The sequence below is a fragment of the Erwinia sp. V71 genome (genome assembly GCF_965644245.1).
Taxonomy (GTDB): domain Bacteria; phylum Pseudomonadota; class Gammaproteobacteria; order Enterobacterales; family Enterobacteriaceae; genus Erwinia.
In genome coordinates this window covers 1-22,975 of sequence record NZ_CBFFRK010000069.1, presented here as the reverse complement: position 1 = coordinate 22,975, position 22,975 = coordinate 1, and the positions used below count along the sequence as shown (strand labels likewise).

The 22,975-nt window shown below is 55.6% G+C and carries 20 protein-coding genes and 1 pseudogene; 11 read left to right on the top strand and 10 right to left on the bottom strand.

Going from position 1 to position 22,975, the window contains the following annotated elements:
* Positions 1-3: 3 nt before the first annotated feature.
* Entirely contained in the window at positions 4-396 is a 393-nt protein-coding gene (locus tag ACSZO1_RS14470; RefSeq protein WP_437613722.1) for a hypothetical protein, read from the bottom strand.
* Positions 397-574: 178 nt separating this feature from the next.
* On the opposite strand from ACSZO1_RS14470, the gene ACSZO1_RS14465 reads away from it, so the two are divergent.
* Complete coding sequence (locus ACSZO1_RS14465; protein ID WP_437613720.1) at positions 575-1,339, top strand: DUF3750 domain-containing protein; 765 nt, start codon at positions 575-577, stop codon at positions 1,337-1,339.
* Positions 1,340-1,394: 55 nt separating this feature from the next.
* Here the strand turns inward: ACSZO1_RS14465 and mgtE are convergent.
* Together mgtE and ACSZO1_RS14455 are read right to left on the bottom strand one after the other, a co-directional pair.
* Positions 1,395-2,815 (bottom strand): annotated as a pseudogene (mgtE, locus tag ACSZO1_RS14460) (magnesium transporter).
* A gap of 116 nt (positions 2,816-2,931) precedes the next feature.
* Complete coding sequence (locus ACSZO1_RS14455; protein ID WP_437613718.1) at positions 2,932-3,129, bottom strand: YfgG family protein; 198 nt, start codon at positions 3,127-3,129, stop codon at positions 2,932-2,934.
* A 311-nt stretch (positions 3,130-3,440) separates the two neighbouring features.
* On the opposite strand from ACSZO1_RS14455, the gene ACSZO1_RS14450 reads away from it, so the two are divergent.
* On the top strand, positions 3,441-5,675 hold the full coding sequence (locus ACSZO1_RS14450) for an EAL domain-containing protein (RefSeq protein WP_437613716.1): 2,235 nt from the start codon (positions 3,441-3,443) through the stop codon (positions 5,673-5,675).
* Here the strand turns inward: ACSZO1_RS14450 and tehB are convergent.
* The 3 genes from tehB to ppk1 are packed head-to-tail and all read right to left on the bottom strand — an operon-like array spanning position 5,665 to position 9,926.
* Positions 5,665-6,273, bottom strand: coding sequence for a tellurite resistance methyltransferase TehB (tehB, locus tag ACSZO1_RS14445; protein ID WP_437613724.1), 609 nt, complete (start codon positions 6,271-6,273; stop codon positions 5,665-5,667). The two genes, ACSZO1_RS14450 and tehB, sit on opposite strands and share 11 nt — an antisense overlap.
* A gap of 54 nt (positions 6,274-6,327) precedes the next feature.
* Positions 6,328-7,857, bottom strand: a complete 1,530-nt coding sequence (gene ppx / locus ACSZO1_RS14440) for an exopolyphosphatase (protein WP_437613714.1) — start codon at positions 7,855-7,857, stop codon at positions 6,328-6,330.
* A gap of 8 nt (positions 7,858-7,865) precedes the next feature.
* Positions 7,866-9,926 carry a polyphosphate kinase 1 gene (ppk1, locus tag ACSZO1_RS14435; protein ID WP_437613712.1) on the bottom strand — a complete coding sequence of 687 codons (2,061 nt, stop codon included), beginning with the start codon at positions 9,924-9,926 and terminating at the stop codon, positions 7,866-7,868.
* Between the two features lie 156 nt (positions 9,927-10,082).
* Here ppk1 and ACSZO1_RS14430 point away from each other — a divergent pair, with 156 nt between their 5' ends.
* From ACSZO1_RS14430 to ACSZO1_RS14410, 5 genes are all read left to right on the top strand, one after another.
* On the top strand, positions 10,083-12,212 hold the full coding sequence (locus tag ACSZO1_RS14430) for an ABC transporter permease subunit (RefSeq protein ID WP_437613710.1): 2,130 nt from the start codon (positions 10,083-10,085) through the stop codon (positions 12,210-12,212).
* On the top strand, positions 12,209-13,861 hold the full coding sequence (gene pstA / locus ACSZO1_RS14425) for a phosphate ABC transporter permease PstA (RefSeq protein ID WP_437613708.1): 1,653 nt from the start codon (positions 12,209-12,211) through the stop codon (positions 13,859-13,861). Before ACSZO1_RS14430 ends, pstA begins: the two co-directional genes overlap by 4 nt.
* A 14-nt stretch (positions 13,862-13,875) precedes the next feature.
* A complete protein-coding gene (pstB, locus tag ACSZO1_RS14420) occupies positions 13,876-14,658 on the top strand; it encodes a phosphate ABC transporter ATP-binding protein PstB (RefSeq protein WP_437613706.1) in 783 nt (260 codons plus the stop codon).
* Positions 14,659-14,723: 65 nt separating this feature from the next.
* On the top strand, positions 14,724-15,068 hold the full coding sequence (locus tag ACSZO1_RS14415; RefSeq protein ID WP_437613704.1) for a toxin: 345 nt from the start codon (positions 14,724-14,726) through the stop codon (positions 15,066-15,068).
* The gene (locus tag ACSZO1_RS14410) at positions 15,061-15,375 is read left to right on the top strand and encodes a helix-turn-helix domain-containing protein (protein WP_437613702.1); all 315 of its coding nucleotides are present in this window, start codon (positions 15,061-15,063) and stop codon (positions 15,373-15,375) included. The genes ACSZO1_RS14415 and ACSZO1_RS14410 overlap by 8 nt, the downstream gene beginning before the upstream one ends.
* Positions 15,376-15,407: 32 nt before the next feature.
* Here ACSZO1_RS14410 and purN read toward each other — a convergent pair whose 3' ends face one another.
* Together purN and purM are read right to left on the bottom strand one after the other, a co-directional pair.
* Positions 15,408-16,049 (bottom strand): phosphoribosylglycinamide formyltransferase, encoded by a 642-nt coding sequence (gene purN / locus ACSZO1_RS14405; protein WP_437613700.1) that lies wholly within the window; start codon positions 16,047-16,049, stop codon positions 15,408-15,410.
* The gene (gene purM / locus ACSZO1_RS14400; RefSeq protein ID WP_437613699.1) at positions 16,046-17,086 is read right to left on the bottom strand and encodes a phosphoribosylformylglycinamidine cyclo-ligase; all 1,041 of its coding nucleotides are present in this window, start codon (positions 17,084-17,086) and stop codon (positions 16,046-16,048) included. The genes purN and purM overlap by 4 nt, the downstream gene beginning before the upstream one ends.
* 243 nt (positions 17,087-17,329) lie before the next feature.
* On the opposite strand from purM, the gene upp reads away from it, so the two are divergent.
* The 3 genes from upp to hda all read left to right on the top strand — a co-directional run bounded on the left by upp (position 17,330) and on the right by hda (position 20,399).
* Positions 17,330-17,956 carry a uracil phosphoribosyltransferase gene (upp, locus tag ACSZO1_RS14395; protein WP_437613697.1) on the top strand — a complete coding sequence of 209 codons (627 nt, stop codon included), beginning with the start codon at positions 17,330-17,332 and terminating at the stop codon, positions 17,954-17,956.
* A 76-nt stretch (positions 17,957-18,032) separates the two neighbouring features.
* Positions 18,033-19,313 (top strand): uracil permease, encoded by a 1,281-nt coding sequence (gene uraA, locus ACSZO1_RS14390; RefSeq protein ID WP_437613695.1) that lies wholly within the window; start codon positions 18,033-18,035, stop codon positions 19,311-19,313.
* A gap of 378 nt (positions 19,314-19,691) precedes the next feature.
* On the top strand, positions 19,692-20,399 hold the full coding sequence (hda, locus tag ACSZO1_RS14385) for a DnaA inactivator Hda (protein ID WP_437613693.1): 708 nt from the start codon (positions 19,692-19,694) through the stop codon (positions 20,397-20,399).
* A 29-nt stretch (positions 20,400-20,428) separates the two neighbouring features.
* Here hda and arsC read toward each other — a convergent pair whose 3' ends face one another.
* Both arsC and ACSZO1_RS14375 read right to left on the bottom strand, forming a co-directional pair.
* On the bottom strand, positions 20,429-20,785 hold the full coding sequence (gene arsC / locus ACSZO1_RS14380; protein ID WP_437613691.1) for an arsenate reductase (glutaredoxin): 357 nt from the start codon (positions 20,783-20,785) through the stop codon (positions 20,429-20,431).
* Between the two features lie 11 nt (positions 20,786-20,796).
* Positions 20,797-22,266 carry a beta-barrel assembly-enhancing protease gene (locus ACSZO1_RS14375; protein ID WP_437613689.1) on the bottom strand — a complete coding sequence of 490 codons (1,470 nt, stop codon included), beginning with the start codon at positions 22,264-22,266 and terminating at the stop codon, positions 20,797-20,799.
* Positions 22,267-22,315: 49 nt separating this feature from the next.
* Between ACSZO1_RS14375 and ACSZO1_RS14370 the strand changes: the two genes are divergently transcribed.
* Positions 22,316-22,579, top strand: coding sequence for a hypothetical protein (locus tag ACSZO1_RS14370; protein ID WP_437613687.1), 264 nt, complete (start codon positions 22,316-22,318; stop codon positions 22,577-22,579).
* The last annotated feature ends 396 nt before the right edge of the window (positions 22,580-22,975 follow it).

Genomic DNA, 22,975 nt, shown 5'->3' with positions numbered 1-22,975 from the left:
GATTCAGGCAACCGTCTGTGGTGTTTGCAGAGCTAAGATTGGCGGCTTAGCGTTGCACTTCGGAGTTGAATCCGCCAGCGTCTCGGTGGTGAACAGGGTATAGCTAAAGTTACTGGCGAAGTCGATCCCGGTCGCCTCTTTAAATTCACGTAATCCGGCAGCCTGCGGTTTTTCCTGAAATCTGATTTTGCCGCCTGTTACCACCCACTGGCCGGCATAATCGGGAATGGCGGATTTGCTCTGTTTTACGCCCATGCTGGTGACAAATGCACTGTGCAGTTTTTTTTGGGCAATAATCAGTTTAATGTTTCCGGAAGGATCTTTTGTGTAAGGCAGCAGATAACATTGCATAGGGTCACCTTTATTTGCATTGTTAAGGTCGCGGAACTGCGCCACTTCCCTGTTGTGAATACTGCATGTTGTTATCTCATTGTAGTCGCTGATTTGACGGTATCTGGCGGTTTTGTATGGGAAAGAATAAATAACTCATCAAATTCTGCCCAGCCATGTATGGTATATCTGTTTTCTGTCGCATCCGCGATGCCTTCTCCTGTTATGGCGGGTAAAACAACCTATGAATCTTCTCAAACTGCTTCCTGTGGCATTTGTTTGTATTCTGTTGCTGTCGTTTGGCGCCAGCCTGGCGCAGTCCGCCGGGCATAACAGCGGCGAAGGCTGGTGGTCCGCGCGGCGCGATTCCGCCGGGATCGCGCCAGATCCGCACCAGAATGCCAGCACGGCGATTGTGCAGGTGTACGCGGCGCAAACTTATGGCTGGAAAGGCTGGTTCGCCGTGCATCCATGGATTATCTATAAGCGTGCAGGAGAAACCCGTTACCATCGCTATGAAGTGATCAGCTGGGGCAGCGATGACAAGGTGCGTCACAACCAGAACATTGCCGATGCTTACTGGTATGGCGCTAAACCGCGGTTGCTGGTTGAGCACCGTGGTGCGGCCGCGGCGGCGATGATCCCGCAGATTGAAGCGACGATTAACGACTACCCATGGCCGCGCACCTACCACGCGTGGCCGGGGCCGAACAGCAACACCTTCCTGGCGCATATTGGCCGTGAAGTCCCTGAGCTTAAACTGAACTTACCGGCGAATGCCATCGGCAAGGATTTCCGTTCGTTACTCAGCCCGGTGGGATTACCGCCGTCCGGCAAAGGCGTGCAACTCTCACTGCTGGGCCTTGCTGGCGTGACGCTCGGCGGGCAGGAAGGGCTGGAAGTGAATGTGCTGGGGCTGAATCTGGGGATGGCGTTTGACCCACCCGCGCTGCGGCTGCCGTTTGTGGGTCAGCTGGGTAATGACGATACGCAGCCGGATAAAGGCTGAGCCACGATAACGTGCGTTGCCAGTGAACTGCTGCACCGGCAACGCGTTCAGGCGTTTATCCGTGCAGTAAAAACAGCGTCGCCAGCCCGAGGAAAATAAAGAAGCCGCCGGTATCGGTTAAGGCGGTGATTAACACACTGGAACCAACCGCCGGATCGCGCTTCAGTTTGGTCATAATCAGCGGGATCAGCACCCCCATCAGCGCCGCCAGCAGCAGATTCAGCACCATCGCCAGCATCATCACGCCGCCGAGTGCCGGATTGTCATACATCAGCCAGGTCACCAGCCCCATAATGCCGCCCCAGAACAGCCCATTAATCAGCGCGACACCCAGCTCTCTCAGCAATAAAAAGGAGAAGTTACCCGGCTCCACCTGATGCAGCGCCATCGCGCGGACAATCATGGTAATCGTCTGATTACCGGTATTACCGCCGATCCCGGCGACAATCGGCATCAGTGTTGCCAGCGCCACCAGCTGCGAAATGGTGGCTTCAAACAGACCAATCACGCGCGACGCGACAAACGCGGTGCACAGATTAATGGCCAGCCAGGCCCAGCGGGTGCGCACCGCTTTTTTCACCGGCGCGAACACATCCTCTTCCGGGCTTAAACCGCCCATTTTTCGGATATTGCTGTCGCTGGCTTCGTTGACCAAATCCACCACGTCTTCAATTGTCACGCGGCCAATCAGCTTGCCCTGCGGATCGATCACTGCAGCGGAAATCAGGTTATAACGTTCAAACGCACCTGCCGCCTCTTCTGCTTTATCATCAAGCGGAAAGTGGTGGGCCTGGCATTCATCACCTCGGCAACCTGTTTATCCGGGGTGTTCAGCAGAATTGCCGTCAGCGGCAGCTCGCCCAGCAGACGGTTTTGCTTGTCGGTAATAAACAGTTTATCGGTGCCGTCCGGCATGACTTTTTTGCGCCGCAGGAAGCGCTGCACGGTGGCCAGGCTGACATCGTCACGCACTGTCAGCAGGCTGAAGTCCATGATGCGGCCGACGCGGTCACGGTCGAAATGCATCATATTGACCACATGCGCGCGTTGCGCCGGGTCAAGTGACGCCAGCAGGCGTCCCGTGAGGTCGCGCGGCAGATACTTCGCCAGATAAGCCTGATCGTCAATATCCAGCGGCGCGAGGGCGCGCAGGATAGCCTTGTCGCTCATCTCTTCCGTCAGGCTTTCCCAGACCGTTTCGGAGGCTTCAACCAGCACCTGCCCGCGGCGGTCATCGTCAATCAGGTGCCAGAGCGCCAGGCGTTCATCCTGCGGCAGCGCTTCCAGAATATCCGCAAGGTCAGCCGCATGGAGCAGGGCGATTGCCGCCTGCAATTGGGCGATGGCGGCCAGGTGTGGCAATGGCGCCTGCGGATGATGCAGCAGCGCGTCGACCAGATCATGGTCATTAAGCAGTTGATTAAGAATTTGGCTGCGAATTTCAGCCAGTTGCAGAGGGTGAGAAGCTGCAGACATAAAATAGATATTCCCCGCGTCGCGAAAAATAGCGACAAAACAGCATAAGGCCGGTGAAACAGGCTTATGAAATGAGGGTAAGTTGTCTCAGTAAAGGCAACTTAACGCTCGTGTCATCACTGAGCAGTCGTGGCTGGCGGCGGAGTACTGAGCGCCGGTGTCTCTTGCGCCGCTTTCTTTTGCTGATGGTGTTCTATCGCGCCCGGAATGGTGTAAATCAAGCGTCCGAGCAGGATAATAAAACTGACCAGCAAAACAACCCGCGTTATCCGTCCAGTTTTCTTGTGCCGTGGCAGTGGTGTGGCGTTATTCACGCATCGGTTCCTGTAGCAAACCTGCTTGCGCAGGCAATAACATTATTTAGGCACAGCAAGGCAGTCAGGTCAATGCGCCGCGCTGCATGAACCGCTATCTAAACAGCCCAAACCTAACTGTCAGTTAAACGTATTGGTTGTACAAAAAATTACCAACGCATTGGTTGATTTATGTCAAACTAGCAGTGGTCTGACAGCGATCAGACGGCCCCCAGCCGGGGGGGGGGCCAGCCTGTCACGGGCTTCTTCAGGACGAAGAGCGGTCAATACCCGCGTATGCGTGGTGAGGGCTGCAACACATGATGGTGTTTATGCTCAAAAAATTCAGTTACCGATATTTCAGCACGCACTGGTGGGGACTGCCGTTGCTGCTGCCGCTTATGTTAATGCCGGTCGCCGGCCATTTCTCTGTTCGTCTGCAACTTGCTGAAGGCTATGTCTACCTGATCTATCTGCCGCTGGCGCTGATGGTGGCGATGCTGATGGTCTTTAACTGGGCGGCGCTGCCGGGATTGTGCCTCGCCATGCTGCTGCGTTACTTCTCACTGATTTCGCCGGGGCAGGCGTTGCTGGTGACGGTGCTGTTTCTGCTGGGGATAACCCTCAGCTGGGCGGGGTATCGCATGCATAGCCGCAACCGCTGGGGCGTAGGCTTTGGTGAAATGAGCCAGGCGCCGGGGCGGCTGTTCTGGCTGGCGTTTTTCCTGCCGACTCTGATACTGATTCTGCTGCAGATGGCAGTGACGCTCGGCGCATTGCCAGAGGGCAGTGCCATCTTCTCCGAGGACCCGTTTGCACTGCGCACGCTGATTAATTATCAGGCGCTGCTGCTCTCCTGCGTCTCCAGGCTGCAGCTTTTTTACTGGCTGGTGCGCATCATCAAGAATCCCCGTTTTGCACTGAGCTTATGGCGACGGCTGCCGCGCCAGATGGCGGAAAATGTGCACGGACGTGAACTGCTGTGCTGGGGAGGGCTGATGATCGTGATGCTGGGTATTTTGACGCATTTTCGCCTCGACCGGGAAAATCTGCTGACCAGCGATTACACCCTGACACTGCTGCTGCCGCTGATGTTATGGGCGGCGATGCGCTTCGGCCATCTGCTGACATCGCTTAGCTGGTCACTGATCATGATTGTGCTGTATCAGTTGCGTGAACAGTTTCTCGATATGCCAATGCAGCTGCAGCAGCTGGCGATTATCTCTTCTAACCTGCTGGTGTTTACCATCACCATTTTTCTGATGGCGGCGATTGGTACACGTCAGCGGCGTATGATGATCAAAGCAAAGCGTGCGGCACTGACCGATCCGGTGGTCGGTTTGCCGAATTTACGTGCTTTGGGCGTCGATCTTGCGGCGTGTGGTCACTCAACGCTCTGTTTTCTGCGTATCCCTGAACTCGATTTTCTCAGCCGCACTTATGGCCTGCAGCTGCGTATTCAGTACAAACGCTGTCTGGCCGACTATCTGCAGCCGTGTCTGCAGGAAAATGAAGCGGTGTATCAGCTGCCGGGGTTCGATCTGACGCTGCGGCTGGACAATGCGCCATCAATGATGCGGATTGAGCAGATCGCGACCCAGCTGAAAAATTACCGTCTGACATGGGATGGTTTGCCGCTGCAGCCGGGCGTCGGGCTGAGTTTTTGCAGCGTCAGGCCGCCGGTCGGCCATCTGCATGAACTGCTTGGTGAGCTGAGCGCGATGGCGGAAGTGTCGCTGAACAGCGGTCTGCCGGAGAATCTGCAGCAGGGCGGCATACCGGTACAGCGCAAAGTGAAGGATAAACTGGCGATGCTGCATGAAGTGCAGTTCGCGCTGGATAACGACAAATTCTTACTGCTGGCGCAGCCGATTCAGGGGCTGCGGGGGGATGGCTACCACGAAATATTGTTGCGTATGGTGGACAGTCAGGGAGGGCTGCTCAAGCCCGGTCTTTTTCTGCCGGTGGTGCATGAATTTGGTATGAGCTGGGAGATTGACCGCTGGGTACTGGAAAAAAACCTCAGCTTTATCGCACATCATCGCGAAGCGCTGCCTGCCGCGCGTTTTGCCGTGAATCTGTTTGCATCGACCCTGTGTCGCCCGCATCTGGCAAATGAGATCGCCGCTATGCTGAGGCAGCGCAATGTGGAGGCCTGGCAACTGATTATTGAAGTGGAAGAGACGCGTATGCTGAATGAACTCGCCTGGGGCAACCGTTCTATTCGCCAGCTGCGCGAGCTGGGCTGCCAGGTCGCCATTGATGATTTTGGCACCGGCTACGCCAGCTACACCCGCCTGCGTGATATCCAGGCCGATATGCTGAAAATTGATGGCAGCTTTGTGCGCAATATTCTCACCAGCAGTCTGGATTACCACATTATTGACTCCATCTGCAGCGCCGCACGGCTGAAGCGGATGAAAGTGGTGGCCGAATTTGTTGAGAGCGAGGAGGTGGCCGCGGCGCTGCGCAAACTCGGCGTAGATTATCTGCAGGGGTATGCCATTGGCATGCCGCAACTGCTGACCAGCCTGGCGTCAGCAGGCAGCGCGGCAATCAATCCTTAACCGGCGATTTACGTGCCAGCAGGGTGGCGAAGCGCAGGCTGATGCGATTGCCATTGGCATCGGTTTTAAACAGCTGCCCGACATCTTCGTTGTACTTCACAATATGCCACTTGCGGTAATAGTGGCTGAGTTCACCGGACTTAAAGGTAAACGGGAACGGCAACGGGCAGGGATAGTCAGCGGTATCCATGGCGCAGACAATCAGGTTGTAGCCATCTCTGACGGTGCTGGCCTGCATGTCGGCGATCAGCTGTGGAATGGTTTCCGGCTGCAGGAACATCATCACGACGGTGGACAGCACCAGATCATATGCGCCATTAAAACGCAGCTGATTGAGATCGCGGATGCCGCAGTTAATCCCGCTCAGCGATTCGGCAGCAATAATGTGTTCCAGCGTCGCGATACTGTCGGCATTTTTGTCCCAGGCGGTGACGTCAAAGCCAAGCTGGTTCAGATACAGGGTATTGCGCCCGCTGCCGCAGCCCACATCCAGCGCGCTGCCATGTGTCATCCGGGCAGCGGCTTCAACAACTTCGGAGTGAGGGGCGCTAAGCTGATACTTGCTGGTGAAGAGGTTATCGGTGGTTATCGTGGTCATCTCGTTATTCATCTGTGCCAGCCGGTGCGCCTTGCGGAGCACCGGCGGTTTTCCTCAGGCTTGTTCTTCCTGAATAATCAGTTTCCAGCCATCCAGCTCCTGCCAGTAAGCCTGTTCACGCTCGAGGTCGAGCTGTACCAGGTTATTCTGGGCAAAATAGCCATTCGGGAAGGTGAGCGTCCAGCTGCCATCGTCGGTCGCCAGCTGCAGCGAGTCCGGTTTGGTGGTTGCCTGGCGCTGGTTGTTCAGCAGCGCACCTAAACGCAGCAGGAACACCAGTGGCAGAAACTGTTTTTTCTTGAACAGTGTCAGACGCGGCATTTCATCGATTTTCACCGCTTTACGGTGGTAGCGCACCAGCATCGCCAGCAGTGACTGCTGATCCTGATTAAAGCCTGGCAGGTTGGTGTTCTGCAGGATATAGGCCGAGTGGCGCTGCATACCGCTGTGGTTAATGGTCAGTCCGACTTCATGCAGCATCGCCGCCCATTTCAGCAGTGCGGCCAGCTGTGGATTGGCCAGTTTCGGATTCTGATCTTTCCACTGCAGGTACAGCTCTTCTGTGGTTTCCAGTACCCGCCGCGCCTGATCGGCATCGATATTGTAGTGGTTCGCCAGACTCTGCGCGGTACGGCTGCGGATGTCCTGATGACGGAAACGGCCTTCCATCTCATACAGCACGCCTTCACGCAGCGCACCGTCGGAGAGGCGCAGTTCACGGATCGCCAGCGCATCAAACACGCCGCACAGAATCGCCAGTCCTGGCACAAACACCGCTTTACGTTCTTCCGACAGCCCAGGCAGGCTCAGAGCATCAAACGAACGGTGTTTAATCACCTCTTCGTACAGCATCTCCAGCCGCTCAGGTGTGACGATTTTCTCTTTTTCGCCCATCGCCAGCAGCACCTCGCAGGCGGCTTTGATGGTACCCGATGCACCCAGCGCATACTGCCAGCCGAGCAGACGGTACTGCCACGCCAGCGTCTCCAGCTTTTGTGTGGCAGCGAGGCGGGCACGGCGGAAATTCTCTTTGCTGATGGTTCCCTGCGGGAAATACATTTGCGCGAAGCTGACGCAGCCCATACGGCGGCTTTCTACCAGCTTGGGCTCAAAGTCTTCGCCGATCACCAGTTCGGTGGAACCGCCACCAATATCGATCACCAGCTTGCGGCCTTTCTCCGGCTGCGTGTGTTCCACGCCCATAAAAATCAGACGCGCTTCTTCATGGCCGGAGATCACTTCAATCGGATACGGGATCACATCCGCCGCGCGCTGCAGAAAGTCTTCGGCATTTACCGCTTCACGCAACGTATGCGTACCAACAATGGTGACATTCGCCGCGCTGAATCCCTGCAGACGTTCGGCAAACAGCGCCAGGCAGTTCAGCCCGCGCTGGATAGCCTCTTCACTGAGTACGTTATTAGCATCCAGACCATCGGCCAGATGTACCCGCTGTTTCAGTCTGCCCAGTACCTGCATGGCGCCGTCGACAACCCGGGCGATCACCATGTGGAAGCTGTTCGAACCGAGGTCAATGGCAGCAAATTCCTGCGGTCTGGGCGTACTTTTGTGGGATATTGGCATAGTAACTTTTATTCAGGTTGTTCCAGGGATTTGATGTAATCGTAGATAGCTAACTGCGCACGCAACTTCTTACGGTTGCCGCGTGGCACATAACGATTACTCAGCTCTTTATCGACGAAGCGCGCTTTCAGGGTATCACTGAACAGCAGGTCAATAATATCCAGCACGCGCTGTTTCAGTACCGGGTCCAGAATGGCGACGGCCACTTCGATACGATAGTCGATGTTACGTGTCATCCAGTCCGCAGAGGAAAGATACACTTTCTTGTCGCCTGCGTTATCAAAAATATAGACGCGGTCATGCTCCAGGTAACGGTCGACGATGCTAATCACACGAATATTTTCACTGATGCCTTCGAGGTCCGGGATCAGCGAACACATGCCGCGTACCAGCAGATTCACTTTCACACCCGCGCCGGAGGCCGCATACAGGCGATCCACCAACCCTTTATCCACCAGGTTATTGATCTTCAGCGTGATGCCCCCGCCGATGCCGTTTTGTGCATTCGCGATTTCATTATCGATCAGCTTATACAGCATCTCACGCGAGTTTTGCGGCGACACCATCAGGTGTTCAAAGGTCACCGGACGATACGGGTTTTCAATAAAGTTAAACACCCGGCGCACTTCATTGGTAATGCGCGCGTCGGCGGTCAGCAGTGAGTAGTCGGTATAAATACGTGCCGTTTTTTCGTTAAAGTTACCGGTGCCGATATGTGCATAGCGCACAATCTCGTCATTTTCACGACGTGAAATCAGGAACAGCTTGGCATGAATTTTCAGGCCCGGCGCGGAGAAGATCACCTGCACACCGGCTTCGGTCAGGCGTTTCGCCCAGTGAATGTTGGCTTCTTCATCGAAACGCGCCTGCAGCTCCACCACCACCGTCACTTTCTTGCCGTTATAGGCAGCATGGATCATCGCATCCATAATGCGTGAATCTTTGGCGACGCGATAAATATTGATTTTGATCGCCAGCACGCTTGGGTCAAACGACGCCTGGCGCAGCAGTTCCAGTACGTGTTCAAAAGTATGGTACGGATAATAGAGCAGCACATCACGGTTACGAATGGCGTCAAAACCGTTACGGAAACCGTCAAACCAGATATGGCGCAGCTGTGGCAGCGGTTTGTTGACCAGATTGGCTTTACCGACGTTCGGGAAACCGATGAAGTCTTTAAAGTTATGGTAGCGGCCGCCAGGGATCAGCGAGTCATAGTTGGAGATGCTCAGCTTCTCACACAGCAGCTCCACCATCGAATGAGGCATATCGCGTTGATAGACAAAGCGCACCGGTTCAGCGTTCAGACGCTGCTTCAGGCTGGAGGACATCAGTTCCAGCAGGCTGGATTCCATCTCGGTGACCAGGTCATATTCCGCATCACGCGTCATTTTCATCGAATAGGCGTTCAGGGCGTCGTAATCGAAGAAGCCTTTAAAAATGTCATCGAGGCAGTAACGCAGAATGTTATCCAGCAGGATCATCGGTTTGCGGCGGCGTGGTGTCTCCGGCGGCAGGTTGACGAAACGCGGCACTTTATCGGACGGGATTTCCAGCAGCGCATAGCGAATCTCTTCGCCGCGGATAATCTCCACCGCCAGGTAGGTGTAGTCGTCTTTCAGGAACTCAATCAGATCCGTTTCATGATTAATCACAATCGGCGTGATGTGCTGGCGCAGGTTATGCTTAAAGTAGTGGCGCAGCCAGCTCTGCTGGTTGGGGGAAAGCTGGCGTTCATTAATCAGGAAGATTTGATTACGAGCCATCTCCAGCAGCAGTTCGTTGTACAGGCTGTCGAACTCCTGCTCATTTTTCATTACGCGCTGCTGGATTTTTTTCAGCAAATGGCGCGGTGTGGAGACGGAACCCTGCTCCTCACCAATCAGGATTCGGCGTTTGAGATCGGCGAAACGGACCTTATAGAATTCATCAAGGTTATTGGAGTAAATCCCCAAAAAGCGCATACGTTCAATCAGCGGGTTGGATTTATCTGCGGCTTCCTGCAATACACGTTCATTAAAGGATAACCAACTGAGTTCTTTTTCGATGTATAACTTTTCCTGACCCATCTTTACTCCATTATGCTGATTTGGGACGTAAGGTACTCCAGTGTCCACACCCATTATGGCGAGAGTATGGCAGCAATGTCCAACGTCAACAGTTGTCTTATCAACCGGCTACGGGCAACATAGCGGCTCCCTGGCGAAACGGAAACCATGACCGGCATGATCGAAAACCATATCCCTGTGCAGTTCAGCGACAGACGGCGGCGATTTATCGACCGGCTGACGCGTCGCGTGGTAACAGCATCTGGCGTTGGCATACTGTTGATCATGATGCTGCTTTTCTTCTGGCTGATCTGGGTGGTGACACCGTTGTTTTCATCACCTTCATTACAGCCTGTCAGCGCATTTGCGCTGTGGCAGCCACAGCCCGCTGTCGCCATTGGTCTGAACGACAAATGGGGCTGGCGCATTGACCAGCAAGGGATGGCGCGCTTTATCCCTCTGAGCGGAGAACCGGCAGAACCGGCGCTGCAGCTGGCAAGCGGCCCGGTGCAGGCTGCGCTTACCGCCGACAAATCTGCGGTGCTTTTGTTACAGTCTGATGACAGCGTGAAACTGGTTGCGGCAGATTTAACCACAGACCCGCGAACACCACGCTGGACATACCCGCTCGGCGAGCAGCCGCTGACGATTTCATCCCAGCCTCTGCAACATCCTGCTGTGGCGCGTATCAGTGACGATGAGTGGCGAGTCGCCGCTTCCGCTGGCGATCATCTGGTACTGGCACAACTGCGACGCGACCAGCCCGCGCAAATTCGTACCCTTAACAGCGCCGGTAGCGACCAGCTATTGCTGAGTCCTGATGGTCAGCTGCTGTTTGCCCTGGCGGGAGATTTGCTGCGCGTGTGGCGCATCGACGCGGATAACATCACACTGCGCGATACCCTTACCATACAGGAAAAACCGCAGCAGATGGTGCTGTTAAGCGGCGGCAGTTCACTGCTACTGGCCGGTCCATCGGGTATCGGCCAGTGGTTCGATATTGCCAGTGCCAGCGGGCCACATCTGCAATTTATTCGCCACATTGGCGCGACTCAGCCATTGATTGTCAGCGAGCCGCTGCGCCGCGTGTTTGCCACCTTTAGTGAGCAGGGCCATTTCCAGCTTTACGCCAGTAAGCAGCAGGGACCGGTTTTCAGCCAGAAGCTGGCGCCGGGGATCAGCCTGGCGCAGTTTGCTCCGCAGGGCGATGGCCTGCTGACGGAGCAGGATGGTCGCTGGCAGTACTATCACCTGCACAATCCATGGCCGGACTTTAGCTGGCGCAATTTATGGCAAAAAATCTGGTACGAACATTACCCGGAACCGGCATGGGTATGGCAGTCGAGTGCGGCCAGCGATCACTTCCAGGCGAAATTCAGCCTGGTGCCGATGGTGGCGGGAACGCTGAAAGCCGCAGGACTGGCGATGCTGTTTGCCACGCCACTGGCGCTGGCAGCGGCGATTTACACCGCCTGGTTTATGTCGCCTGCGCTGCGTCGCTGGGTCAAGCCGGGTATCGAAATGATGGGGGCATTGCCCAGCGTGGTGGTGGGGCTGATTGCCGGACTGTGGCTGGCGCCGCGTATCGCTGACCAGCTGGCTGGCGTGCTGTTGCTGCCGTTTGCGCTGGCCGCGACGCTGCTGTTATGCGCCTGGGGCGCACGGCGTTTACCGGCTCGCTGGCGGCGGCGTTTGTGTGCCGAAGGTCGTGAGATATGGCTGCTGGTGCCGCTGTTGCTGCTGGTGAGTCTGCTTTGTCTGTGGCTGGCACCGCAGCTGGATCGCGCCCTGTTTGGTCATGGGCTGGCGGATCGGCTGGCGCAGGGACATGAGCAGCGCAATCTGCTGGTGGCCGGCGTGGCGATGGGGTTTGCGCTGGTGCCGCTGATTTTCACCCTGGCGGAGGACGCCATTTTCAGTGTACCGGCTTCACTCGGCCAGGGCTCGCTGGCGCTGGGGGCCACGCCGTGGCAAACCCTGTCACGGGTGGTGCTGCCGGGCGCTTCTGCTGGCGTTTTTGCCGCGCTGATGATTGGTTTTGGCCGTGCAGTGGGAGAAACCATGATTGTGCTGATGGCAACCGGCAATACGCCGGTGACGGAAGGCGGGCTGTTTAGCGGTCTGCGCACGCTGTCAGCCAATATCGCTGTAGAGATGCCGGAAGCGGCGGCAGGCAGCGCCCACTATCGCATCCTGTTCCTCAGCGCGCTGGTGTTGCTGGTGTTTACCCTGGTGGTGAATACGCTGGCGGAAGTGGTGCGTCAGCACCTGAGACAGCGTTTTGGTCAGCATGAGGTGCAGGGATGAATAAATGGATGCGCGCCAGCGAGCGCTGGCGCTGGCTGACGGGCGGCGCAGTCGCGTTCAGCCTGCTGGCATTCCTGCTGCTGCTGGCGCTGCTGGGATGGCAGGGATTACGCGGTTTCTGGCCGCAACCCGTCACGCTGTTTACGCTGAATCAGGCGGGTGCGGGCAAGGTGCAGGTGCTGGCGGAAGTGGTCAGCAGCAATCAGGTTTCCCGCCAGCAACTGGAAGCCAGTGGCGCCTCATTTCCGGCGAATCTGCCAGACAGTGTTACCCGTTATCTGCTGAAAACCGGTAACCGTGACTTTGCCGGTTTTGATTTTCGCACACTGTTATCCAGCGATATCCGGCAGCGGCAGCAACCGGAAGAGGTTATCGTGCTGCAGCGCCGCAGCGGCGGTAATGCGTATGGCTGGTTTGAGGGGCTGCTCGATGGCACACAACCGCTGATTGCGCGCGATATCAATACGGCGCTGCAACAGCGATTGCAACAGACTCGCGAACAGCTGGGGCAGATGGCGGATATTCGCCTGCGTCAGATGGCGCGGATCAATATGCAGCTTGACGCGCTGGATCAGCAGGCGGAAGAGCAGCGTGCTGAACACCGTTTCGATGCCCAGCAGCAGTCGATCTATCAGGCGGATCGTGTTGAACTGCAGCGCCAGTTTGTCCGTCTGGCGGCCCGCCTGGCGCTGCTGAGTAACGAAACCGAGCGCGGTGCGTTGTTGCTGCGCGATGCCAGCGGCAAGGTGCAGCGCATTCCGCTGGCGCAGGTGGTGGCCGCCTGGTATCCGAATGCGATGAGCACGGGTGAGAAGTGGCAGCACTTTGCCAGTCAGCTGTGGCACTTTGTCCATGATTCGCCGGCAGAGAATCAGTCCGAAGGCGGGGCGTTCCCGGCGATTTTTGGCACGGTATTAATGGTGGTGCTGATGTCGCTGGTGGTGATGCCGCTGGGCGTGGTGGCCGCGGTCTGGCTGCATGAATATGCGCGGCGCAATGCCCTGACGCGGCTGGTGCGTATCGCGGTGGTAAATCTGGCAGGCGTGCCATCGATTGTGTATGGCGTGTTTGGTCTTGGCTTTTTTGTCTGGCTGATTGGCGGCACGCTCGATCAGCTGTTCTTCCCGTCGACGTTGCCGAACCCGACCTTTGGCACGCCGGGACTATTATGGGCCTCGCTGACGCTGGCGCTGCTGACGCTGCCGGTGGTGATTGTCGCCACCGAAGAGGGGCTGGCGCGCATTCCGCCGACCCTGCGTCAGGGATCGCTGGCGCTGGGGGCCACTCAGGCGGAAACGCTGTGGCATATCACGCTGCCGCTGGCTGTACCGGCGATGCTGACCGGGCTGATTCTGGCGGTGGCGCGAGCGGCGGGGGAAACGGCGCCGCTGATGCTGGTCGGGGTGGTGAAGATGGCGCCGGAGCTGCCGGTTGATGCGATTTTCCCTTATCTGCACCTGGACCGTAAATTTATGCATCTGGGCTTTCAAATCTATGATCTGGCGTTTCAGAGTCCTAACACCGAAGCAGACAGACCGCTGGTCTATGCCACTGCGCTGTTGCTGGTGTGTATTGTGTTAGGACTGAATCTGGCGGCGATGGGACTGCGTCATCGTCTGCGCGAGCGCTACCGCACACTGGTGCAATAACGATGGAATCTGCTATGCATTCAACCCTGGATTTTTCTGCGGCGGAAACAGCGCTGGAGCTGTCGCATTTGTCGCTGTGGTATGGCGAAAAACAGGCGCTGCATGATATTTCACTGCGGCTGCCGAAAAACCGCATTACCGCGCTGATTGGCCCGTCAGGTTGCGGCAAATCAACGCTGCTGCGCTGTTTTAACCGTATGAATGACGTGATTGATGGCTGTCGGGTGGAAGGGGATATTCTGCTGGAAAAAGAGTCGATCATGCAGGCATCGGGCGATTTATCTGCATTACGGCGGCGCATCGGCATGGTATTCCAGCGACCGAATCCGTTTCCCAAATCGATTTATGAGAATGTGGTATACGGCCTGCGGCTGCAAGGCGTGCGCGACCGCCGGGTGCTGGATGAAGCGGTGGAACGTGCGCTACGGGCGGCGGCGCTATGGGGTGAGGTGAAAGGCAGCCTGCGGCAGAATGCACTGACGCTCTCCAGCGGTCAGCAGCAGCGGCTGGTGATTGCTCGTGCGGTGGCGATCGAGCCGGAAGTGTTGCTGCTTGATGAACCGACTTCGGCGCTGGACCCGATTTCCACGCTGGTCATTGAAGAGCTGATGGCGACGCTGAAGCAGCATTTCACTCTGGTGCTGGTGACGCACAATATGCAGCAGGCGGCGCGTGTCTCCGATTACACCGCTTTTATGCACAATGGCAGTGTGGTGGAGTTTGCCGAAACTGATGAGCTGTTCACTGCCCCAAAAGCACGACGTACCGAGGATTATATTACTGGCCGGTATGGCTGATGCTGCTTGAATTTTGTCCGCCCTCTGCATAAACTATCCCCAATATAAGGATAGTGAGGCAATGAATGGATGCATTGTTTATTGAACTACCGCCATTTGAAAAGCATCGGGCGCAGTATCTTTCTGATGATGATTTTAAGTCGTTTCAGCAGATGCTTCTGGCGGATCCGTTATGTGGTGCAGTGATCCAGCATACGGGTGGATTGAGAAAAGTGCGTTTTGGCGATGCCAGAAGAGGGAAGGGGAAACGGGGAGGGATCCGTGTTATTTATTACTGGTGGCTGGAACAATCACATTTCCTGCTTTTTACTGTGTACAGCAAAGACGAGTTTGATGATCTTACCAGGCAGCAATGTGATGTGCTGGCAACAATGCTGCATGCAGTGAAAAAGGGCCGCAGAGATGAGTGAACGTAATCTTTTTAATGAACTGATGGAAGGCATGCAGGCATGGGATGACTGGAATAAGGGTAAAATTACCCTGAAAACCCATACCGTTGAGATAAACCAGCACAGTAGCCTCTCTCCCCAGGAACTGAAAGCGGTACGTGAAAAACTGAATCTGTCTCAGGCGGTTTTCGCCCGCTATTTGCGTACGGGAGAAACCACTTATCAGAACTGGGAACAGGGGCGTGCTAAACCAAATCCTCAGGCCGTGTTGCTGATCAAAATGGTGGCGCTCAATCCCGATACGTTGCGTACTCTTGCGTTACTGTAAATCGAAAAAGGGACCCTGCGGTCCCTTTTTTATTATTCAAAAGCATGTCCTTCAGGCGGCAGCTGCGCGCCATCCATCCACGCTGCACCGTCACGCATGGTCAGCCGGCCATTGATAAACCAGCTAATCACCAGCGGGTAAATCGCGTGCTCCTGATGCTGCACGCGCGCGACCACTTCGTCTTCCGTATCATCAGCAAAGATCGGCACTTTGGCCTGCAGGATAACCGGGCCGCCATCCAGCTCTTCCGTGACGAAATGCACTGAGGTGCCATGCTCTTCATCGCCGTTGGCCATTGCCTGACGGTGAGTGTGCAGGCCGGGATATTTCGGCAGCAGGGAAGGGTGGATGTTCAGCATGCGCTGCAAATAGTGACTGACAAACGCCGGGCTGAGAATACGCATATAACCCGCCAGCACCACCAGATCCGGTGCATAGGCATCGATTTCCAGCATCAGCTGGCGATCAAATGCCTCGCGGTCAGCGAACTGCGCAGCTTCAAGTGCATGGGCCGGAATGCCCGCTTCGCGCGCGCGTTCCAGTCCATAAGCATCGGCTTTATTACTGAAAACGGCAGCAATGCTGCTGCCGTTGAGTCGTCCCTGCTGGCAGGCATCGATAATGGCTTGCAGATTGCTGCCATTACCGGACACCAGCACGACTATTCTTTTCATGGGTTGATAACCACACGCTCAGCAGCATCAGAGGCTTTGATCACGCCTATTTTCCAGGCTTTTTCGCCAGCGTCGCTCATCAGCTGCACCGCTTTATCGGCATCAGCAGGATTCAGCGCAATCACCATGCCCACGCCACAGTTAAAGGTGCGGTACATTTCGTGACGGCTGACGTTGCCTTTTTCCTGCAGCCAGCTGAAGATGGCTGGCCACTGCCAGCTGGACTCTTCCAGCACCGCCTGGGTGTTGCCCGGCAGTACGCGTGGGATGTTTTCCCAGAAGCCGCCGCCAGTGAGGTGAGCAATTGCATGTACATCCACCTGCTCAATCAGGCTGAGGATGTTTTTTACGTAGATGCGGGTCGGTTCCAGCAGGTGATCGGCAACGGATTTACCTTCCAGCTGTTCGCTTTCCGGCTGGCTGCCGCTCACTTCGATAATTTTGCGTACCAGCGAGTAGCCGTTAGAGTGCGGGCCGCTGGAGCCGAGGGCAATCAGTACGTCGCCGTCCTGAACTTTGCTGCCATCGATGATTTCTGATTTTTCCACCACGCCGACGCAGAAACCGGCGACGTCATAATCTTCGCCATGGTACATGCCTGGCATTTCAGCGGTTTCACCACCGACCAGAGCACAACCAGACTGCTGGCAACCTTCCGCGATGCCGGTGATCACACTGGCAGCGGTGTCCACATCCAGTTTGCCGGTCGCATAGTAGTCGAGGAAGAACAGCGGCTCTGCGCCCTGTACCACCAGGTCATTCACACACATGGCGACCAGGTCGATACCGATACTGTCGTGGCGTTTCAGGTCCATTGCCAGACGCAGCTTGGTGCCGACGCCGTCGGTGCCGGAAACCAGGATTGGCTCACGGTATTTTTGCGGCAATGCACAAAGAGCGCCGAAACCACCCAGTCCACCCATCACTTCCGGGCGACGAGTCTTTTTCACTACGCCTTTAATACGGTCGACTAAAGCATTACCAGCATCGATATCTACGCCGGCGTCTTTATAGCTGAGAGAGGTCTTGTCGGTCACTGCGAAATCCCCACGCGGTTGCGGTTGGTGGTTTTGAAAATAAAGCGCGGCAATTCTATCAGTGCAGGCAAACGTTTGCGAGTCTCATCTTAGCGGAGATTGCGTATCGTCTGATTTTAGACAATCCTTAGCCGTGGTAGCGAGAATTACGCTGAATTGCCCTAAGTCATATGGCGCACTGAAAAAAAAGCGGTATAATCCCGCGATTTTTTTTGGCCGCTAACCACTCCGGGAGAACTAAAAATGAAGATCGTGGAAGTCAAACACCCGCTCGTCAAACATAAACTGGGCCTGATGCGTGAGCATGATGTCAGCACTAAGCGTTTTCGTGAGCTGGCGTCGGAAGTGGGAAGTTTGCTGACTTATGAAGCAACCGCCGATCTGGAAACGGAAAAGGTCACCATCGAAGGCTGGAACGGCCCGGTGGAGATCGAGCAGATCAAAGGCAAGAAGATTACGGTGGTGCCTATTCTGCGTGCCGGTCTTGGCATGATGGAAGGGGTGCTGGAGCACGTACCGAGTGCACGTATCAGTGTGGTAGGTGTTTACCGCGACGAAGAGACGCTGGAGCCGGTCCCTTATTTCCAGAAACTGGTTTCCAATATCGAAGAGCGTATGGCGCTGGTGGTCGACCCGATGCTGGCGACCGGTGGTTCCATGATCGCCACTATCGACCTGCTGAAAAAAGCGGGTTGTCACAGTATTAAAGTGCTGGTGCTGGTTGCGGCGCCGGAAGGCATTAAGGCGCTGGAGAAAGCGCATCCTGATGTTGAACTTTATACCGCGTCTATTGATCAGGGGCTGAACGACAAGGGGTACATTATCCCAGGCTTGGGCGACGCCGGTGACAAGATCTTCGGAACAAAATAATTTACTGATAGCCGACCGCAGAGTCGGCTTTTTTATGGCTTTTCTACAGCAAGCAAAACATCTCAAAGGGGAAATCATGACGCGTCGCGCTATTGGTGTCAGCGAGCGGCCACCGCTGCTGCAAACCATTCCACTCAGCTTCCAGCATCTGTTCGCCATGTTTGGCGCGACGGTGCTGGTGCCGATCCTGTTCCATATCAATCCGGCCACGGTGCTGCTGTTTAACGGTATTGGTACGTTGCTGTACCTGTTTATCTGTAAAGGTAAGATCCCGGCGTATCTCGGTTCCAGCTTTGCCTTTATTTCGCCGGTGCTGCTGCTGTTGCCGCTGGGTTATGAAGTGGCGCTGGGCGGCTTTATTATGTGTGGTGCGCTGTTCTGTATCGTGGCGTTGATCGTGAAAAAAGCCGGTACTGGCTGGCTGGATGTGATGTTCCCGCCCGCGGCGATGGGTGCCATTGTGGCGGTGATTGGTCTGGAACTGGCGGGCGTGGCTGCAGGTATGGCTGGTCTGTTGCCTGCGGATGGCGCGTCAGTGGACAGCAAAACGGTGCTGATTTCGCTGGTGACGCTGGGTATTACGGTGTTTGGTTCGGTGATGTTCCGCGGCTTTATGGCGATTATCCCGATTCTGATCGGCGTGCTGGCGGGCTATGCGCTGTCTTATGCACTGGGTGTGGTTGACTGGTCGTCAGTCAGCAATGCGCCGTGGTTTGCGCTGCCAACCTTCTATACTCCGCGCTTTGAGTGGTATGCTATTTTCACCATTCTGCCTGCGGCGCTGGTGGTGATTGCCGAGCATGTCGGCCACCTAGTGGTGACGGCCAATATCGTGAAGAAAGATCTGCTGAAAGACCCTGGCCTGCATCGTTCCATGTTTGCCAATGGTCTCTCCACCATGTTTTCCGGTTTCTTTGGTTCGACGCCAAATACCACTTACGGTGAGAATATCGGCGTGATGGCGATTACCCGTGTCTACAGTACCTGGGTGATCGGTGGCGCGGCGATTCTGGCCATTCTGCTCTCTTGTGTCGGTAAGCTGGCGGCGGCGATTCAGGCGATCCCGGTGCCGGTGATGGGCGGTGTCTCTCTGCTGTTGTACGGGGTGATTGGCGCGTCCGGTATCCGCGTGCTGATTGAATCGAAAGTCGATTATAACAAAGCGCAGAACCTGATTCTGACGTCGGTGATTCTGATTATCGGTGTCAGTGGCGCGAAGGTGCATATCGGTGCGGCAGAGCTGAAAGGCATGGCGCTGGCGACCATTGTCGGTGTGGGTCTGAGCCTGATCTTCAAAGTGATCAGTCTGCTGCGCCCGGAAGAAGTGGTGCTGGATGCGGACGAGGGGACGCATTAATTCAGTGACGGGGTCGTGGGAGCGGGCCGTCTGACGAGTCTGGAACTATGCAGGCAGTCTTTGTTATGGCAATTGGCCTTATGCTTGCTCAGGGACGTCGCTTTTAGTTCTGTAACTGCGCCGGGAACACGGTCAGCTCCGGAAAGACGCAACATCTGTCATCCATGACAGCTCGGCCCGCGCCGTCCATGGCGCGGGACGCTTTCCTCCGCTGACCGTGTTCCCTGTGCCTTGAATTGTGGGGTTGCTGCTGATTTTCAGGTACATCGTGCTTTGTATTTATCCGTTGTTTCACTGGCAGCAATAATGGCCCGTTTCGTTTCACAGCAAAAGTTGTGATAAACTTTTGCTGTTGTTTTCTGCCTGTTCTCACTTGAGGTGCTTCTGAACACACCGGCACAGCTATCATTGCCACTCTATCTGCCCGACGACGAAACTTTCGCCAGTTTCTGGCCGGGGGAAAATCCGTCGCTCCTCGCTGCTCTGAAGAGCGCTCTGCATCAGGAACATGGCAGTTATCTCTATTTCTGGTCGCGTGAAGGCGGCGGACGCAGTCATCTGCTGCATGCTGCCTGCGCGGAACTGTCTGCGCGTGGTGAAGCCGTCGGCTATGTGCCACTCGATAAACGCACCTGGTTTGTCCCGGAAGTGCTGGACGGTATGGAACAGCTGGCGCTGATCTGTATCGATAATATTGAATGTATTGCGGGTGACGAACTGTGGGAAATGGCGATCTTCGATCTCTATAACCGTATTCTGGAAACCGGCAGAACGCGTCTGCTGATCACCGGCGATCGCCCACCGCGTCAGCTGAATCTGAAACTGGCGGATCTGGCGTCGCGCCTCGACTGGGGGCAGATTTACAAATTGCAGCCGCTGTCGGATGAAGACAAGTTACAGGCACTGCAGCTGCGCGCGAAGATGCGCGGTTTCGAGCTGCCGGAAGACGTTGGCCGTTTCCTGCTGAAACGGCTGGATCGTGAGATGCGCACACTGTTTGTCACGCTGGACAGGCTGGACAGCGCCTCCATTAGTGCTCAGCGCAAGCTGACGATTCCTTTCGTCAAAGAGACGCTGAATCTTTGACCCGCTTCCCGCCCCGCAGGGCGGGAAAATCAAGACGCTGACAGAATTTCCAGCACCTGCTCTGGCGGGCGGCCAAGTCGTGCCTGACCGTTTGCCACCACAATGGGCCGCTCAATCAGTTTCGGGTTATCCGCCAGCGCCTGCAGCAGCTGTTTTTCGCTCAGTGAGCTGTCGGCCAGCTGCAGGGTTTTGTACAGATCGTCTTTGGTTCGCATCAGCTCCCGCGCACTGCGCATGCCCAGTTGCTGTAGCAGCGTCTGCAGTGTGGCGCTGTCCGGCGGCGTCTCGAGGTACAGCACCACGTCCGGCGCAATGCCGCGATCCTGCAGCAGTTGCAGGGTTTCCCGGCTTTTCGAGCAGCGCGGGTTGTGATAAATCGTCACCATCCTGTTTTCCCTTACGATTTTGAATACTGGCGGAAGCGTTTCTGTAGCTGGCGCAGCTGATCAATACGTGCGTCATAGCGCGCCTGTTTTAAACTGCCCAGCGGGACCTGGGCGCTGGCGCTGCTTAAGGTGCGGATTGCCTGTTCCAGTTGCCCGGTTAATGCCAGACCTTCTGCACGGGCAGACAACTCTTCATCGCGCAGGCCCTGGTTGGCTGATGCCTGCGCCAGCAAATCCCAGCCGTTAGCATCATCCGGGTGAGAGAAGGTGTAACGGTTAAGAATACGGCTGGCATCGGCGGGCTGTTTGCCTTCAACATAGGCATTCGCGAGGTTGAGCTGCAGCACCGGATTGGTGGCAATCGCCCCATGCAGCGTCGTCAGGCGCTTAATCGCCTGTGGCGCCTGGTTCAGCCCTAAATCGATATCGGTCATAATATCCAGATACCAGACGTTGTCCGGCTGTTTCGCCAGCAGCGGGGCGATGATTTTCTGCGCATTCGCGTAATTTTTTGCTTCAAGGAACTGAATCGCTTTGCCGTATTGCGCCGCCTGCTGTTCGCGTGTGTTACCTTTCGCCCAGGCGTCGAGCAGGTCGTCACTCAGCTGGTTACGGCCGGTCGCGTACATACCGAGCGCGCGTACCTTCGCCATATAAAAATCCTGCGAAGATTGCACCACCACCGGGCGCATCTGATTGGCACGGTTACGCGCATCGGCCAGACGACTGTCGGGCAGCGGGTGAGTCAGCAGAATTTCCGGTGGTTTTGAGGCAAAGCGCGACTGATCAGCCAGTTTTTGCAGAAAACTGGGCATGGCCTGCGGATCAAACCCGGCACGCTGAAGCACCTGAATACCAATACGATCGGCTTCCTGTTCGTTATTCTGGGTAAAACTGATCACCCCTTGCTGCGTGCCGGCCAGTGTACCGGTAAGCGCTGCCATCCCGGCCTGTGGGTTGGCCATCGCCAGTAAAATCGAGCCTAATGCACCGACCCAGGTCAGTGGCGCACTGCGCTGCTGTTCTTCCATTGCACGCGCCAGATGACGCTGGGTGACGTGGGAGATTTCATGTGCCATGACGGAGGCCAGCTGGCTCTCGTTATCGGCATAGCGGAACAGCGCAGAATGCAGTACGACATTGCCGCCAAAGAAGGCAAAGGCGTTAATTTCGTCATTACGGATTAAATAGAAATGAAACGGTGTGCGCACGGAATCGGCATGGCTGACCAGCCGCTGGCCCAGTTGGTTGATGTAGTCATTCAGCAGCGGATCGTTAATCAGTGGCGCACTGGCGCGCAGCTGGCGAACATAGAAGTCGCCCATCTGCAGTTCCTGGTTAATCGACAGCGTCCCCCCCGCCGTGGTGCCGATATCCGGCAGCGAGTTCGCGATATCATCTGCGTACGAAGGGAGGCTGCTACCCGCCAGCAGCGTGGCAATCAATGAAGCGATAAGACTTTTCTTCAACTGGTTGAACATACTTCAGTCCCATAACAAGGCATCACAGTTTGACAGGCTAAAGAAGGAAATGTTCTGCGGTATTTCCTGCCTGCTGTTCAGTGTAACCAGTGCGCATAGAGAAAGAAATGCTGAGGTTTGTTTGTGTTTGCTGGCTGGCGAAATTCCGAAAAAATATGATCCGCCAGAAATTCCTTTGGCGCAAATTTGTGCAGAAATATTGCAGCTTCGTGTACTGGCTTCGGGTTTTAAACGATGGCGCGGTATTTCTTATTCGGCTGTTTTTTGTACCTGTCATAACTGTGGCGTTTTTCGCTTAATGGTTCTTTTTTGACGGCGCGCGATTCAGATAATGATGATTGTCTGGTCTGTGTATTGATTCTGATTTATCGGTTTTTTCGAATAACCCTAATATAAAGCTGATGCCGTCACTCACCGTTAATTTATATTTTATTCCGCTCATGGTTGCTGGCGCAGCGTCCTGCGCGATGGCGCCTGCTGGGGAAGGCCGATGCGCTGAGGCAGAGTGTGATATAGATAACAGTGTTATTTCATCTATGGCTTGCCGGAGAGCATATTATGCGAACTGTATTTTCCTCTGTCGTCATTGCGCTCGTTGCAGGTTTTATTGGCGGAAATATTAAGGATGTTCCCGGCGGATTCAACTCCGAAGTGCAACGCTAAGCCGCCAATCTTAGCTCTGCAAACACCACAGACGGTTGCCTGAATC

Excerpts from the sequence above, each read along its gene's own strand:
- ACSZO1_RS14450 (WP_437613716.1), top strand. The coding sequence starts at position 3,441 with ATGCTCAAAAAATTCAGTTACCGATATTTCAGCACGCACTGGTGGGGA.
- upp (WP_437613697.1), top strand. The coding sequence starts at position 17,330 with ATGAAGATCGTGGAAGTCAAACACCCGCTCGTCAAACATAAACTGGGC.
- ACSZO1_RS14465 (WP_437613720.1), top strand. The coding sequence starts at position 575 with ATGAATCTTCTCAAACTGCTTCCTGTGGCATTTGTTTGTATTCTGTTG.
- ACSZO1_RS14375 (WP_437613689.1), bottom strand. The coding sequence starts at position 22,266 with ATGTTCAACCAGTTGAAGAAAAGTCTTATCGCTTCATTGATTGCCACG.
- ppx (WP_437613714.1), bottom strand. The coding sequence starts at position 7,857 with ATGCCAATATCCCACAAAAGTACGCCCAGACCGCAGGAATTTGCTGCC.
- ACSZO1_RS14415 (WP_437613704.1), top strand. The coding sequence starts at position 14,724 with ATGGATGCATTGTTTATTGAACTACCGCCATTTGAAAAGCATCGGGCG.
- uraA (WP_437613695.1), top strand. The coding sequence starts at position 18,033 with ATGACGCGTCGCGCTATTGGTGTCAGCGAGCGGCCACCGCTGCTGCAA.
- purN (WP_437613700.1), bottom strand. The coding sequence starts at position 16,049 with ATGAAAAGAATAGTCGTGCTGGTGTCCGGTAATGGCAGCAATCTGCAA.
- pstB (WP_437613706.1), top strand. The coding sequence starts at position 13,876 with ATGCATTCAACCCTGGATTTTTCTGCGGCGGAAACAGCGCTGGAGCTG.
- pstA (WP_437613708.1), top strand. The coding sequence starts at position 12,209 with ATGAATAAATGGATGCGCGCCAGCGAGCGCTGGCGCTGGCTGACGGGC.
- ACSZO1_RS14410 (WP_437613702.1), top strand. The coding sequence starts at position 15,061 with ATGAGTGAACGTAATCTTTTTAATGAACTGATGGAAGGCATGCAGGCA.
- arsC (WP_437613691.1), bottom strand. The coding sequence starts at position 20,785 with ATGGTGACGATTTATCACAACCCGCGCTGCTCGAAAAGCCGGGAAACC.
- ACSZO1_RS14370 (WP_437613687.1), top strand. The coding sequence starts at position 22,316 with ATGTTCTGCGGTATTTCCTGCCTGCTGTTCAGTGTAACCAGTGCGCAT.
- ppk1 (WP_437613712.1), bottom strand. The coding sequence starts at position 9,926 with ATGGGTCAGGAAAAGTTATACATCGAAAAAGAACTCAGTTGGTTATCC.
- tehB (WP_437613724.1), bottom strand. The coding sequence starts at position 6,273 with ATGACCACGATAACCACCGATAACCTCTTCACCAGCAAGTATCAGCTT.
- ACSZO1_RS14430 (WP_437613710.1), top strand. The coding sequence starts at position 10,083 with ATGATCGAAAACCATATCCCTGTGCAGTTCAGCGACAGACGGCGGCGA.